The following is a 14,494-nucleotide window of genomic DNA, read 5'->3' on the forward strand; positions in this document are numbered from 1 at the left end:
GCGCGGGCTATGAACGGATCTTTCGACTTTCTGGTCATCGGCGATGACGAAGCGAGCCTTGCGGCCGCCGGCGCGGCGGCGAAGGCGGGCGCGCGCATTGCGGTTCATCGCCCGTCCGAGCGGAAAAAACGCTCCCCGGCGGCGACCTCCGCCGTGCCCAATTTCGTCTGGCGCCGGCTCGATCTTCAGGATTACGACCTGACGCTGGAGCCCGTCAGCGCCCGGGTGACGCTTCTGAAGGAAGGCGGGCCGGTGACGAGCTACGCCAGCGCGCGCGAGACCGCCGACGCCCTCGAGGCGGCGGAAAGCGAGGATCATTTCGTCTGGCGGGATTTCCTGGAGGACATGGCCGCGCTTTGCGAAGAGGAATACCTCACCAACGCGCTTTACTGCGGCGAAGCGCCCGGCGGCCGGCAGTTCGCCGCGCTCCTGGCCGATCCGCAACTGCTCGACAAGGCGGCGCGGCTTTTCGGTCCGTGTGCGGACCTGCTTGACGACTATTTCACCGATCCCCGGTTGAAGGCCCATGTGGCGGCGCATGCTTTGAGCCTCGCCGGGTCGGGGCCGCGCGAAGCCGGATCGGCTTCGGCGCTTGCGGAATATATCGAAGCCGACGCCTGGCGCGTGAGAACGCCGAAGGAGGGACCTTCCCTGCGCGCCGTTCTTGAGCGGGTGTGTCAGGATGCGGGCGTTGAATTCACGGCGGAGAAAATCACCGGTGTCGAGCCGGCTTCCGGAAAACAACTGACCGTGACCTTCGCCAATGACGCCCGGATCAAGGTGAAGCATGTTTTCTTCGCCACCCCCGACGCCGCGGCGGCGGCGGGAACCGGCGGCGGCGCCATGAACGGTTTAGGCTATGCGCGGCATGCGCTCTTTTCCATGCGTTTCCGTCTCGCCGACGGCATCGAGCCGCCCGGCGGCGACGTGAAAGCGCTTTATGAGATCATCGACAGCGCGGAAGATCTGCAGAAGGCCCGCGACGCGGCGGTCGAGGGACGGCTTTACGAGCAATTGCCGGTTGAGTTCGAATTCGCGCCCAATGGCGAGCTGATTGCGCGCTCGTCCTATATGCCGGCGGCGTTTTACGAAGACGGCGAATGGCGCGGCTGGACCGGACAGGACCGCCAGGCCGCCGCGGCGCTCATCAGGGAAAGGTTGTCGAGCCGCATGCCGGGTTTCGCCAGCCATATCCGCCGCTTCGAAGCCGAAGTCGCCGCGCCGCCGGCCGGGCCCTCGCCCTTCGCCGGTTGCGATCGCGTCATCGTGCAGTCGCGCCGCCACGATGCGATCGGCGCGGCTGTGAAACTCATTGATCGGGTGATGACGGGCGATGAGTAATCAGAAAAATCCCATTGGCGACAAAGACGGGCGCGAAAAGTCGAAGACGAGCGCGCACCTCATCGAAGGCGGCATCGACGCCATTGTCATCGGCGCCGGCGCGGAGGGACTGGCCGCCGCCGCCTATCTCGGCAAGGCGGGCCTGCATACGGTGCTCGTCGGCGCGGGACCGGAAATCGGCGGGCGCATCGCCGCGCGCGAAATCGCCTCCGGCGTCGACGGCGTCGACGGGGAACATCTCGTCACGGTGCTCGACCCGGAGGTCATCGCCGAGCTCGATCTTTATCGCCATGGCCTCGAATTCGCCGCGCGCCGTCTCGACACGACGTATTTTTTCGAAAGCGGCAATGTGTTGCGTTTTGACGGCGATCTTGCGCAGGCGGCGCTTCTGTCGCTCGACAATGACGACGATTGCGAAGCGCTCGAAGCCTTCATGGGCGAGGTTCTTGAAATGTCGGCCTTCTTAAGACCGGCTTTCCGGCCCTTCGCTTTTCCTGCCGCCGGCGATCAGCAGCGCAAGCTCGAAAAGGCGCTCTCCGGCGCCGCGCCGGAAATGGCGGCGCGCCTGCGCCAGTATCTTCTTTCGAGCGCTGACGAGATTTTGCGCAATCGCTTCGGCGACGGGCCCTTGCGGGCGCTGTTGCTGGCGGAAACGGCGTTCCGCTCCGCCGCGGCGCCAGGCGAGCCGTTCAGCTTCCTTTCATTGCTGCGCCGTTACGCCGGCGAGGCGGCGGGGTTGCAAGGGGCTGCGGCCTATCCCAAGGGCGGCGCCGTTTCGGTGATTGCGGCGCTGCGCCGCGCTGCGCAAGCCGCAAAGGTCGATGTCCGCGCGGCGACGCCGGTGAAGTCGATCCTGATCGAAGGCGACAAGGTGGGCGGCGTCACCCTCGCCGACGGCGGGCAACTGCGCGCGCCGATCGTCGTCGCCGCCATCGACGCCGATCAGGCTTATCTCAAGATGATCGGCGCCGGGTTGCTCGATATCGGCCTGCAGCGGGCGCTGACGGCGCGCAAGCCCGAAATTTCCAGCGCGCGCATGCAGATCGTCCTGAAAGGCGTCGCCCAGGACGACGCCACCCGCCGCAACATGATGCGCCGGCTTGTCTATGCGCCGTCGCCCGAAGCGCTGACGAAGGCTTTCATTGAGGCGCGCGCCGGCCGCGTGCCCGAACGCCTGATCGTCGAGGCGGTGTTCCCGACAGCGCTTGACGAAGGCGCCGCGCTCGACAAGCGCCAGCTAATCTCGGTGATGGCTCATCCCCTGCCTTTCGACGCCGAACCGGATGCGGCGCGCCGCGAAGCGATCCGCACCGCCATTCTCGATTCCATCGAAATGTTCGCCGCCGGGTTCTCCGGGCGCATCGAGGCGGATGATTTAAGGCTCGCCGCCGACGAGGCCGCCGCGGCGAAAGCAAATCCCGCAGCCTACGCCGCAAAGCCCGACGTGCTGCGGCAATGGGCGCTGTCTTCGGCGGTGACGGGCTCCGGCGGGATCGGCGGCTTTTATTTCTGCGGGCCGGAAGCGCAGATCGGCGCCGGGCTGTCCTGCGCTTCGGGCCGGGCCGCCGCGCGCGCCGCCTTGCGCGCCTATAGAAAGGGGGCGGCGTGATTTTCCCCGCCGAAGATTTCTTCGCCGACGCGCCGCGCCCGACGCCGCTTTACGCCGCCGTCGCCTCGGCGAGCGAGGCGAATTTATGGACCTCCGTCAATGGCTGGACCACGGCGCGGATCTATTCCTCCGTCAGCGGAGAATATGAAACCGCCAAGAGCGCCGCGGCGCTCGCCGATCTTGGGGCCCTGGCGCGGTACGCCGTGCGCGGGCGCGAAGCGGCGGCGTTTCTCGGGCGCCTGACGACCGCGCCGGCGGTGAGTTTGCAGGTGGGCGAAAGCGCCCGCGGCCTGATGCTCGACGATCAGGGGCATGTGATCGATCTCGCCGAAGTCTCGCGGCTGTCCGAAGATCTTTTCCTGCTCACCTTGCCGACGCCGCACGCCCGCCATATTGCGCTCGGCGCACGCGGGCTCGATGTCGCCGCCGAAGACATCTCCGGACAGGTGGCCGCGCTCGGCGTGTTCGGGCCGCAGACCGCAGGCGTTCTCGCCGCCGCCGGGCTGAAATCGGCGAGCGAAACCCTGGCCGCGTCGGGCATATTGCGCGGGGTCGAAACCGCGGCCCGGCCGATCCAGTTCGGCGCCATGCCGGGGGTGGAGCTCATTTTTCCGAAAGAAGAAGCGCTCACCATCTGGGAGCGGATCATGCGCCGCGGCGCCGGCGCGCCCATCGGGCTCGACGCACTCGAAATCTTAAGGCTGGAAGCGGGGGGCCCTCGTCCCGGCCTCGATTTCACCCCCGCCGGGAAACCGGGGGCGAGCCCGAGGACGCCGGAAGAGCTTGGTCTTGCGCATCTTGCCCCCCTCGACCGGGGCTGGTTCAACGGCCGCCGGGCCCTGCGCGCGCTCGCCGGCAAGCCGCGCCGGCGGCTGATCTCGCTTTCCATCGACGACGAGCAGTCCATGGCCGGCGCGGCGGTTCTCCAGGACGGCAAGCCTGTCGGGCGGATCACCAGCTGCGCCTGGTCCCCGGCCCGCAAAAGGATCATCGCCTTCGCCGATATCGATGCGGCAAGCCACGGAAACAACTACGAAATTTCTGTCGCCGGCCCGGCGGAAGGCCGGGTTCCGGCGAAACTTTTCGAAACCGCGGAAAGCGCGCTCGCCCGGGTCTTCGCCGGGGTTCAGGGAAATTCGACGGATTTCCGCCGCTGAGCCGTTCAAGACTTGCTGGGACGGCTAGCGAGAGAGGAATCCTCATGAAGACGAAATTGATGCTTGGAACCATGGCCGCCGCGGGCGCCGCCCTGATGGCGGCGGGCGCGATGGCGGCGGAAGGCGGAAAGGGCCCCGGCCAAGGGTATGGTCGCGGTTTTGACCGCATGGACGTCAATGGCGACGGCAAGCTCACGGCCGAAGAAATGTCGAAGAAGCACGCCGCCTTTATTGAACAGGCGGACGCCGACGGCGACGGCGCGGTCACCAAGGAAGAGATGAAAGCCTTCCACGAGGCTAGGCGCGCCGAATGGCGTGAAAAGCGCAATCCGGACGAGAATGGCGACGGCGTCGTCGACCGCACGGAATATATGAACGCCGCGCAGGAACGTTTCGACCGCATGGATAAAGACGGCGACGGCGTTTTGAGCGAAGATGAAATGCGCCGCCGCCATCATCGCGGTCACGGACGTCGTTTCCGCGGCGGCGACAAGGACTAAGCTGGAACTAATCGTTCCGACCCTTTCCGGTCTCGCGGCGTTTTCTTCGCGGGACCGGCGCTGAGAATAGACCGGCGCTTTGTTGAAACAGGATGAAGATAGCGATGAAGCGCTGGTCAGGCGCGCAGGGGCGGGTGATCGAACCGCCGCCGCGCGGCTTGTGGAAAGACATACGCAGATGATCTACGCCGCCTGTTACAGGATGCTTGGCTCCAAACCCGCCGCCGAAGACGCGGCGCAGGAGACTTTTTTGCGCCTGTGGCGGAACGCGGCGAAGTGGAAGCCGCAGGGCGCGAAATTCCAAACCTGGCTTTACCGGGTGGCGATGAACTACTGCCTCGACCAGCTGCGCAAAAAGAAGCGCGAAGCGCCGGAAGAGGCGGCGCCGGAAACAGCCGATCCCGCCGACCGGCAGGACCAGACCGTTTTTGCGGCGGAGCGGCGTTTTGCGATTGATGCGGCGCTCGAAAAGCTGCCCGAGCGGCAGAGGCTGGCGATCACGCTCTGCCATTATCAGGAACTGAGCAATATCGAAGCCGCGGAGATCATGGAGATCAGCGTCGATGCGCTGGAATCGCTGCTGGCGCGCGGGCGGCGCGCCTTGAAAGAAAGTCTTGCGCCCATGCGCGAGCATTTGCTGGGGAAGATGGACGATGGCGGTTATGCGCAAATCAACTGACCGGCTCGAGACGCTGCGGCGCGCAGCGGAAGCCTATGGCGCGGATCCCGCCCGCTGGCCTGCGTCTTCGCGCGAAGAGCTGGGCGATCTTCTCGATACGGACGAGGCCGCTGGCATTCTTGCCGAGGAAGAGTTCCTCGACGGCTTTTTGAACGCCGCCTCGGCGCCGCGCATGAGCGAAGACCTCACGAACCGCATCATGGCCGGCTATGAAGCGCCGAAAACGCCCGCGGGGGTGTTCGACTTTTTGCGCACGCTTGCGCCCGGCATGCGGTTATTGCCCGCCGGCGCGCTTGCGGGCTTCGGCGCGCTCGGGCTCGCCACAGGGATCATGAGCGCCTCGGCGCAGGAACCCTTGACGCCGGAATATGAAGCGCTCGCCTATGTGAACGATCTGTCCGTGGCGACGCTTAATGAAGATGGAGAGCTTGAATGGGACGCGGAGTAGCGATCGCGCTCGGCGCGCTGTTGTTTATTTCCCTGGGGCTGAATGTCTTTGCGCTCGGCCATCTCTCGGGGCGGATGATCGCGGGGCGTCATGCCGGCCCGCCGCCGCATTCCGAAGGGCACAGGCCGCGCGGCGGTTTCGAGGATCCGCTGAAAATCATGCGCTATGCGGAGGAATTGTCGCCCGAACTGCGCCAGCAGTTTCGCGAGAGTTTCCGCGCGCAGTTGCCGCAAATGCGCGAGGAGTACCGCAAGATGCATCAATTGCGCGGTGATCTTTCCGGCTTGATGAGCGCAGAGGAATGGGACGGCGCTGCAATTGACGCCAAGCTTGAAGAAATCCGCGCCGTCGAGGACCGTCAGCAGAAAGCTTTCATCGACGCCTTTATCGGCGTTTTCGAAGCGCTGCCGGCCGAAGAGCGCAAGGCGCTGATCGACGCGGCTAATGAAAAGCGCGCGGAACGGCGCAAGCGCTGGAAAGAGCGGGTCAAACACCGCCGCGAAGATTTCGGGCCGGAAAAAGACGGCGGCATGCCGCCGCCGCCTGAAGAAAACTAAGCCGGCGGATTACTCCGCCGCCGGCTTGTCCCAGTCGGTCTTGCCTTCATCGGTGCCCGCGACCGAATACATGATCTGCGCGTTGCGGGTTTTCTGAAAATCTTCGAGCGTCTGGCCGCGCATCGCCGCATAGATATGCAGGTTCGACGTGCCGACGACGGCGCCGAGCTTTTCCAGCATGAAGAAGATCACGCCGTAATGGATGAGGCCCTGCCAGTCGCGCTCGCGCACGAGGCGGCGTTCTTCTTCCGTAAGCCCGGCCTTTTCAAAGCTTGCTTCCTCGTCTTCGAGGAACAGCTTGCGGTGTTCGGGATCGACGAGGCTGTGCAGGAAATTGTTGAGCCGGAACGCCTGCACCCCGCGCCCGATGGTGAAGGGATAGGTGCCGTCGAGTTTTTCGACGCCCGCCGTCTGGCGGTGGATGCGGGCGAGATAGGCCTCGTCGGATTCTTCCGGTTTATCCTCGGAGCGTTCTTCGAGCACCATATTCGCGATGGCGCACATGGAGGGCAGGTAATAGGCCTTGTGCGTCGTCTCCACGTCTTTCGAGAGCGCGCCGCGCATGATCATCCACATGACGATTTCCGCGCCTTCAAGCCCGCCGAGCTCGGCGAGTTCTGCATGTGTCATGTCGAGAAGGCCTTCCGGGTCCTTCTCGAGGCGCTCCATGAACTCCATGTCCCATTCGGTGTTGTTGAAGCCGCAGCGCTCGCCGTGAACCTGGTGGGAAAGCCCGCCGGTGCCGGCGATCGCCACCTTGATGTCTTCGGGATAGTGCTGGATTGCGCGGCGGATCGCCCGGCCGATCTTGTAGCAGCGGCGCATGGTCGGCGCCGGGAACTGCAACACGCCGATCTGGAACGGGATGAGCTTTAAAGGCCAGCCGTCCTTGTGATCGGGCAGGAGCAGCGACAGCGGCGAGAAACAGCCATGGTCGAGCCCCTTGTTCTGGAAGGTCGAAATGTCGAACTCATCGGCGACGAGGCCGTTGGCGATATGTTCGGCGAGTTTCGGGTCGCCCTTGATGGCGGGGATGCCGCGCGGGCCGCCGCCTTCATCCGCAGGCGGAAATTCATCGCCGACGCCGAGCGCGAAATGCGGATACTGGTCGATGAAAAACGACGTCATGTGGTCGTTGAAGATGTAGAACAGGACGTCCGGCTTTTTCTCGGCGAGCCAGTCCTGCACCGGCTCGTATCCCTTGAAGATCGGCGCCCAGACGGGGTCGTCATGCTTTTTCGCGTCGAGCGCGAAGGAGATGGTGGGCGTGTGCGAGGTGGCGATGCCGCCGACGATCTTGGCCATGGGTTGCCTCCTTATGGGTCGTTTTGCGGTTTTTGTTATGCGGCCCGCCCCGCATGGGAAAAGCCTTTATGCTGTTAGCCGTGGCGCCACCTTCCAAATCGGCATGCGCCATCCTACATCTTATCATTGGTTATCGGGCGGGGACGGAGCAATCCCCTGAGAGAAGGAAAAAACGATGAATTGGCGGCGCGTCGGGCTGGGGCTTGGTTTCATTGTCGCGGCGGCGGCGGTCTGGCTCGGTTTCGCCATGACGGGCTATCCGTCCGCGCTGAAACCGATGCGCGCTGCGCCCGCCATTCTCATCGACAATGTGCGACTCGTCTCCATGGCGCCGGGCGCGCCGCAGGCTGAAGAAAACCGCTCCGTCCTTGTAAGGAGCGGCCTCATTGAAGCCGTCGGTCCGGCGGGCTCGCTCGAAGCGGCGGATGATGCGGTGCGCATCGACGGCGCGGGGCGAACGCTCATGCCCGGGCTGATCGATGCGCATGTCCATATCTGGGACGAGGCGGAGCTTGCGGGTTATCTCGCCCACGGCGTGACCGGCGTCCGGAACATGTCGGGCATGCCGTTCCACCTGCCGCTGATCGAGCGCATCGAGGCGGGACGCATGCTCGGGCCTGACATGATTACGACGGGGCCGATTCTCAACAGTCCCGGCGCCAACGCACAGGCGAACCACCTGCTTGTCGTAACCGCGGAAGAGGCGCGCGCCGCCGTCGCCGAACAATATGAAGACGGCTATCGCCTCATCAAGGTCTATTCGAACTTTTATCGCGCGCCATACGAAGCCGTGCTCGACGAGGCGCAAAAGCGCGGCATGAAAGTGACCGGCCATACGCCCGAGGGCGCGCGCGAAGAAGGCATGCCTTATGAAAAGCCATTCAGCATTGCGTTCGAGGAGTCGCTGGGACGCGGGCTCCAGACCATCGAACATGTGGAATCGATCGTCTGGCACGGGCTTCGCGACGATCTCGACGAAGAAAAAATGCGCGCGCTGGCTGAAAAGATCGCGGCGTCAGGCGACGCGGTGACGCCGACCCTCATCGCCCATGACAATCTGATGCGCGTCGCGCAATCGAAGGGCGACTATCTGAACCGCCCGGACGCGGAAACCGTCAACCCGGTCCTGCGCATGATCGATGCGGGGGCCTACGATTTCTGGTCGAGCCGCGACGTGACGGAGTACGGCCTGCCGCATCGCGCCTTTCACCTCAAAGCGACAAAGATGCTGCATGAGGCGGGCGTGACGCTGGTCGCCGGGACGGACGCCGGCATCTTCACCAATATTCCGGGCTCGGCCCTGACGCGCGAGCTTGAACTGCTGGTCGAGGCGGGACTGACGCCTTATGAGGCGCTTGAGACCGCGACCGTCAATGCGGCGGGCGCACTCGGTTTTGAAAAGACGGGCCAGATCGCGCCCGGCTTTCGCGCAAACCTCATCCTTGTGGGCGGCGATCCTTTAGAGAATGTCAGCCTTGTCGAAAACCCGGATGCGGTGATTGTCCGCGGGATTTATCTCGATGCGGACAAACTCGGAGACTTGCGCAAGGGCGCCCGGCAAACATCCGTCCCGCGCTCGGCCCGGCGGGTGATTGCGACCCTGATGGCGCTCTGAGGCTTACTCCGCGGCTTGCGTCGCGACGATCTGGGCCGGGGCTTTGTCGCGGCCGGTGAGGACGTGGGCTTCCTTGCGCACGAATTGCGGCAGGCGGACTTTCGCCTCCTTGCGGCGCGGGAAGGTGGCGCAGGCGACGGTGCCCTTGCCGGGCTGCGAGGCCAGCGCCAGGATGCCGCCTTGCATGTCCATCAGCGCTTTCGAAAGCGCGAGGCCAATGCCCGATCCGCCGCCGGAGCGCGCGAACTGGCTGTCGGAAAGCTCGAAAGGCGCGCCGAGCTTTATGAGTTTCGAGCGCTCGATGCCGGTTCCCGAATCCGCGACGATCACCGTGACGCCGTCGAGATCGGCCTCGGCGGTGAGCGTCACTTCCCCGCCTTTGGGCGTGAATTTCAAGGCGTTTGAGAGGACGTTCAAAACGACCTGTTTCACCGCGCGCTGATCGGCCCAGACCGCCGGGGCGTGGCCGATGGAGGCGGTGAGTTTGACGCCGGCGTCGGCGGCGCGTTTCGCCACAAGGCGCACGCATTCATTGAGGATTTTCTCAAGCTCGATGCGCCCGGGTTCGAGCTTCAGCCGGCCGGCCTCGATCTTCGACATGTCGAGAATGTCGTCGATGAGTTCGAGGAGGTGGCGCCCGCTCGAGAGAATGTCGGTGACATATTCCTTGTACTTGTCGTCGCCGAGCGGCCCGTAAAGCTCCGACTGCATGAGTTCGGAAAAACCGTTGATGGCGTTCAGGGGCGTTCTCAGTTCATGGCTCATATTGGCGAGGAATTCCGACTTCGAGCGGCTTGCCTCCTCGGCGCGGTATTTTTCGTATTCGTATTTGCGCAGGGCTTCGGAGAGCTCCTTGCGCGATTTTTCGAGATCCTCGACCGTGTGCTGAAGCTCGCGTTCTTTTTTCTTCTGCGCCCAGGCGCGGCGTTTGAGGTCCGTGACATTGGTGGCGACCACCACATAGCCGCCTTCGGCCGTGCGGCGGCGCGAGACATGCGCCCAGCGCGTGCCGGGCAGGGCGACCTCGACATTTTCTTCCTGCTTGTCTTCAAGCGGGCCGAAATGCGCGGCGAGCACGTCGCCCGCAACGCCGGCGCAGGTGACGACGTCGTCGATCTCAAGGCCGGGCTTTAAAACTTTCGCGGAAATTTTGAAAATCGCCGCAAAGCGCTTGTTCCAGATGGCGAGCTTGCCATGGGCGTCCCACAACACGAAGGCTTCGGGAATGCTCTCGATGGCGTCGCGCAATCTCGTCTCGGCGATCGCCGCGCCTGGGGCGAGATGCGGCGCGCCCACGAGATCGAAGGCGACGCCGGCGCGGGAAAACCGCGTCGCGTCCGGCGCGGTGCGGAAATAGCTGCGCGACCAGCCGCCGCCGGGCTCGCGCACGCGCACGACGCCTTCCGCGACGCCCGACGGCTCGCCGGAAATGACGGCCAGCGCAGTGCGCAGATCCTGCGGATGCACCAGCGCGGAAATCTCGCGCATGGTGAATTTGCGGTCGCGCGAGGAAAGCCCCAGCGGCTGCAGGAACGCCTTGGTCAAATGCACCGTGCGGTCCTTCTTGTCGTAGAACCAGGGCGAGCAGCGCCCGCCCGACAGCGCCGCGTTGAAATCGGTCAGCGTCGAAAGCGCATGGGCCGCGCTTTGCGCCGCGCGCGATTGGCGGATGAAGGCGGCCATGAGCGAGGCGATGACGAGGGTGATCGCGCCCATGATGACGGCGTAAAGCACCCAGACCCGCGAGCGGTCGAACATGTCGCGCGCCGGCGCGGCGACAAGAAATGCGTCGCCATTATCGAGACGGCGCCAGGACAGCGCGACATCGCCGCCGGGCAGGTCGAGCCGGGCGCGGGTTTCGCCGTCAATATCGAGCGCGCGAATGGCGCCGGCGGGAATGTCGATGAGATCGGTGCGCCCGTCCGCCGTCAGAATGTCGCCGGACGAAGAAAGATGGAACTGCGCCGTGTAGCCGCCGGGCCGGAGGCTCTCCATGGTCTCGCGCACCGGCGAGCCGGTCATGATGGCGATGTTCAAGGCCGCCGCGCCGTCGCTCGCCGCCTGCGCCAGCCTGAGCTCGGTTTCGGTCTGGCGGAGCTTGGCCTTCTCGTTCATTTCGAAAATGAACAGCGCCGACAGCGCGATCAGAAAGGCCCCCGTCAGAATGGCGAGACGGCGGGGCGAGAGCGCGTCAATGCGCGCCGCCAGCTTTTCGCCGTCCATTTGCCGATGTTCTTCCGCCATCAAGAAGCCGCCATCCAGAGTCCAGGGCAGGCGCCGGCGGGGGCATGCCCGCGGGGGCCGGGTTTTCGGGGACGCAAAAAACTACCATTGCGGCGGCCGCGCCGCCAATCGGTTTACGAGTTAACGTTTTGGAAACTATTCTGTTTCGCTCGAAACTGTCACCTCTGAATCGCGCCCTTCCGATAGCAGGATTTTCCCCAGCGAAAGCGGGCGCTTGGCGGGAGGCGGCTTGGAATTGGCCGATCCGGCCGTTAAACAGCCCTGATGAAACATTTCCTGAACACCGCGGACTGGACCCGCCCCGACCTGCAAGCCCTGATCGACGACGCCCGGGCGATGAAGGCCTCTCCTTATGGCGAGGCGCTGAAAGGCAAGACCGTGGCGCTCCTCTTCCTCAATAATTCCCTGAGGACGCGCACCTCCTTCGATGTGGGCGCGCACCAGCTCGGCGGCCATGCGGTGGTTCTCTCGCCGTCGGGGGGCATGTGGCCGCTCGAATTCGAGGACGGCGTCGTCATGGACGGCGAGGCGGAAGAGCATGTGAAGGAGGCCGTCAAGGTCCTCTCGCGCTATTGCGACATGATCGGCATCCGCGCCTTTCCGAAATTCCAGGACTGGCAGGAGGACCGCAAGGACAAGATCCTCACCGCCTTCGCCAAATACGCCGACGTGCCGGTCATCAATATGGAGACCATCACCCATCCCTGTCAGGAGATGGCGCATGTCATGGCGCTGCAGGAGCGGTTCGAAAAAGACGGCCGCGGGGCGCTGGACGGCAAGAAATTCGTCCTCACCTGGACCTATCATCCAAAGCCCTTGAACACCGCGGTCGCGAATTCCGCGCTGATGATCGCCGCCAAGTTCGGCATGGACGTGACGCTTCTGACGCCGACCGAGGAATATATCCTCGACATTCGCTACATGAATCAGGCGGCCCATGACGCGAAAGCAAACGGCCGCAAAATCCATGTCACCCATGACATTAACGAAGCCTATGACGGCGCGGAAGTCGTCTATGCGAAAAGCTGGGGCGCCATTCCCTATTTCGGAAACTGGCAAGAGGAAAAACCGATCCGCGATCTCTATCGCCATTTCATCGTCGACGAAGAAAAGATGGCGAAGACCGACAACGCGCTCGTCTCCCACTGCCTCCCGATGCGCCGCAATGTGAAGATGACCGACGGCGTTTTCGACAGCGCCAATTGCATCGCCTATGAGGAAGCGGAAAACCGCCTGCACGTTCAAAAGGCGATCATGAAGGCGCTGGCGGGGTGACACAACGAATCCGGTAGGCGGATAAGTGGAATTTTCCTATTCAAAATTTCAATTAACTTGGCTGGCTGTCCTCGGCTTCATTATGGCAGTGGCAAGCCTGATGGTGGCTGCGCCAAGATTGTTTGGTCTGAATTGGGAAGACTCTCCTGTTCTGATTGGTGTGATCGGAGTGGTGTTTTTTGGCGCATGTTTGGGGTTGATCATCTGGAGACTGGCGACTTCGCAGGGGGCCGTTCTTTCACTAAGCGAGGCGGGCGTGCGTGATTTCAGAATTGCCCATGAGCTTATTGCATGGTCCGATATTCAGCGCATTTCAGAGGTCAGGATGCGTAATAATAAGTTCATCGTGTTTACTGTAAGGCCTGAACTTGAACAGAGCCTGTCGATGACGAAAGCGGCTAAGTGGTCGCGGGCGCCAAACAAACTTCTCGGTATTGATGGGCTGTGCATTACTGCTGTGGGTCTGAATGTTCGCCATAAAGATTTATGGGAAGCGTTGCAGGCGTATGCGGCAGCGCAGAAAATCCCTTCATCCTGAGGAGCCCAGCCCCTTACCCTTCGAGACGGTGCTTCGCACCTCCTCAGGATGAAGGGGCTGGGCGTCTCGAAGGACGAAGGGATTTCGAGTTAAGAGGCATGGACGGGCATGGAACAGGTCACCGTCTGGGTTTACATGCTGCGATGCGCCGACGGTTCATATTATGTCGGCAAATATCAGGGGGACGATCTCGAAACGCGCATCTCTGAGCATAACAACAGGCAATATTCTAACAGCTACACGTCCAAACGGTTGCCGGTGGCGCTTGTCTGGTCGGAATGGTTTTCGCGTTATGACGCAGCCGTCGCTTTCGAACGGCAAATCAAGGGGTGGAGCCGGGCCAAAAAAGAGGCGCTCATCCGGGGAGATTGGGGTGGCCTTCAGAAGCTGTCAAAGCGGGGCGTGCGTCCGTCCAAGATGGAAAAGAAATTTCCTTCATCCTGAGGCGCAAAAAATCCTTCATGTCCTTCGAGACGGGCCTGAAGGCCCTCCTCAGGATGAAGGATTTTTTGCATCTCGAAGCATATTCTCGGCCGGGCTTGGGATGAAGGAGATTTCGCTGGTTTTTCCGATGCCGTGAAATAGAAGATAACAAGTCGGGAAGATTTCAGATATTCTGCAGGCTCCCATTCCTTCATCCTGAGGAGGCGCGAAGCGCCGTCTCGAAGGGTGAAGGAATGAGCGCCGCAAGAACCGGTTTTGTATGAACATCACCATCGCCGACGCATCCCCCGAAGACGAGCCCGCGCTCGCGGCGATGATGCGCGGCCTCAATGAAGCGGAGAATGAACTCGTTCCGAACCGCGATGTCACGGACGCAGCGGCGCTCGAGCATGTCCGTTATCTGATGACTTGCGTGAAAGAGCAGGGCGGCTTCGCGCTGATCGGGCGGCGTGACGGCGAAGCGCTCGGTTTCGCCATCGGCCTCGTGGAGACGGAAGAGGGCGCCTATGTCCTGCCTGAGCACCGTCGTTTCGGTTTCCTCACGGATATATTCGTCGCGCCGCAAGCGCGTGGGGGAGGCCTCGCCGGCGCGCTCCTCGCCCGGAGCGAGGCCCGCTTCCGGGCCCTCGGCCTCTCCGAGATGCGCCTCAATGTCCTCGAGGGGAACGGGCGCGCCCGGCGCTTTTACGGGAAGTCAGGGTTTCTCCCTTATGGACAGATTCTGTCGAAACCGCTCTAGCGCCCCGTAATCCAAGGAAAAATCGGGCCCAGCCGGGGCCCGG

General features: G+C 63.2%; 14 protein-coding genes. 12 read left to right on the forward strand and 2 right to left on the reverse strand.

The features are described from left to right. The first annotated feature begins 9 nt into the window (after positions 1-9). The 7 genes from CW354_RS12570 (at position 10) to CW354_RS12600 (ending at position 6,291) form a co-directional block, all read left to right on the forward strand. Positions 10-1,341: a phytoene desaturase family protein gene (locus CW354_RS12570; RefSeq protein ID WP_104830449.1), complete on the forward strand. Its 1,332-nt coding sequence runs from the start codon at positions 10-12 to the stop codon at positions 1,339-1,341. Further along, positions 1,334-2,950, forward strand: coding sequence for a phytoene desaturase family protein (locus CW354_RS12575; RefSeq protein WP_104830450.1), 1,617 nt, complete (start codon positions 1,334-1,336; stop codon positions 2,948-2,950). The genes CW354_RS12570 and CW354_RS12575 overlap by 8 nt, the downstream gene beginning before the upstream one ends. Continuing rightward, complete coding sequence (locus tag CW354_RS12580) at positions 2,947-4,107, forward strand: glycine cleavage T C-terminal barrel domain-containing protein (protein WP_104830451.1); 1,161 nt, start codon at positions 2,947-2,949, stop codon at positions 4,105-4,107. Before CW354_RS12575 ends, CW354_RS12580 begins: the two co-directional genes overlap by 4 nt. A 44-nt stretch (positions 4,108-4,151) precedes the next feature. Further along, the gene (locus tag CW354_RS12585) at positions 4,152-4,607 is read left to right on the forward strand and encodes an EF-hand domain-containing protein (RefSeq protein WP_104830452.1); all 456 of its coding nucleotides are present in this window, start codon (positions 4,152-4,154) and stop codon (positions 4,605-4,607) included. Between the two features lie 82 nt (positions 4,608-4,689). Further along, a complete protein-coding gene (locus CW354_RS12590) occupies positions 4,690-5,286 on the forward strand; it encodes an RNA polymerase sigma factor (protein ID WP_104830550.1) in 597 nt (198 codons plus the stop codon). After that, entirely contained in the window at positions 5,270-5,734 is a 465-nt protein-coding gene (locus tag CW354_RS12595) for a hypothetical protein (protein WP_133162299.1), read from the forward strand. Before CW354_RS12590 ends, CW354_RS12595 begins: the two co-directional genes overlap by 17 nt. Beyond that, a complete protein-coding gene (locus CW354_RS12600) occupies positions 5,719-6,291 on the forward strand; it encodes a periplasmic heavy metal sensor (RefSeq protein ID WP_104830454.1) in 573 nt (190 codons plus the stop codon). Before CW354_RS12595 ends, CW354_RS12600 begins: the two co-directional genes overlap by 16 nt. A 9-nt stretch (positions 6,292-6,300) precedes the next feature. Here the strand turns inward: CW354_RS12600 and CW354_RS12605 are convergent, their stop codons facing one another. After that, the gene (locus tag CW354_RS12605; RefSeq protein WP_104830455.1) at positions 6,301-7,596 is read right to left on the reverse strand and encodes a gallate dioxygenase; all 1,296 of its coding nucleotides are present in this window, start codon (positions 7,594-7,596) and stop codon (positions 6,301-6,303) included. 175 nt (positions 7,597-7,771) lie between these two features. Here CW354_RS12605 and CW354_RS12610 point away from each other — a divergent pair, with 175 nt between their 5' ends. Continuing rightward, positions 7,772-9,211: an amidohydrolase family protein gene (locus tag CW354_RS12610; RefSeq protein WP_104830456.1), complete on the forward strand. Its 1,440-nt coding sequence runs from the start codon at positions 7,772-7,774 to the stop codon at positions 9,209-9,211. Between the two features lie 3 nt (positions 9,212-9,214). Here CW354_RS12610 and CW354_RS12615 read toward each other — a convergent pair whose 3' ends face one another. Further along, on the reverse strand, positions 9,215-11,455 hold the full coding sequence (locus CW354_RS12615; RefSeq protein WP_104830457.1) for a histidine kinase dimerization/phospho-acceptor domain-containing protein: 2,241 nt from the start codon (positions 11,453-11,455) through the stop codon (positions 9,215-9,217). 264 nt (positions 11,456-11,719) lie between these two features. On the opposite strand from CW354_RS12615, the gene CW354_RS12620 reads away from it, so the two are divergent. The 4 genes from CW354_RS12620 (at position 11,720) to CW354_RS12635 (ending at position 14,451) form a co-directional block, all read left to right on the forward strand. Then, a complete protein-coding gene (locus CW354_RS12620; RefSeq protein ID WP_104830458.1) occupies positions 11,720-12,730 on the forward strand; it encodes an N-acetylornithine carbamoyltransferase in 1,011 nt (336 codons plus the stop codon). 25 nt (positions 12,731-12,755) lie between these two features. Continuing rightward, positions 12,756-13,268 carry an STM3941 family protein gene (locus CW354_RS12625; RefSeq protein ID WP_133162300.1) on the forward strand — a complete coding sequence of 171 codons (513 nt, stop codon included), beginning with the start codon at positions 12,756-12,758 and terminating at the stop codon, positions 13,266-13,268. 108 nt (positions 13,269-13,376) lie between these two features. After that, positions 13,377-13,712: a GIY-YIG nuclease family protein gene (locus tag CW354_RS12630; protein ID WP_104830460.1), complete on the forward strand. Its 336-nt coding sequence runs from the start codon at positions 13,377-13,379 to the stop codon at positions 13,710-13,712. Positions 13,713-13,971: 259 nt separating this feature from the next. Beyond that, positions 13,972-14,451, forward strand: coding sequence for a GNAT family N-acetyltransferase (locus tag CW354_RS12635; RefSeq protein WP_104830461.1), 480 nt, complete (start codon positions 13,972-13,974; stop codon positions 14,449-14,451). The last annotated feature ends 43 nt before the right edge of the window (positions 14,452-14,494 follow it).

This window comes from Hyphococcus luteus (assembly GCF_002943565.1).
In the GTDB taxonomy this organism is placed as follows: Bacteria; Pseudomonadota; Alphaproteobacteria; order Caulobacterales; family Parvularculaceae; genus Hyphococcus; species Hyphococcus luteus.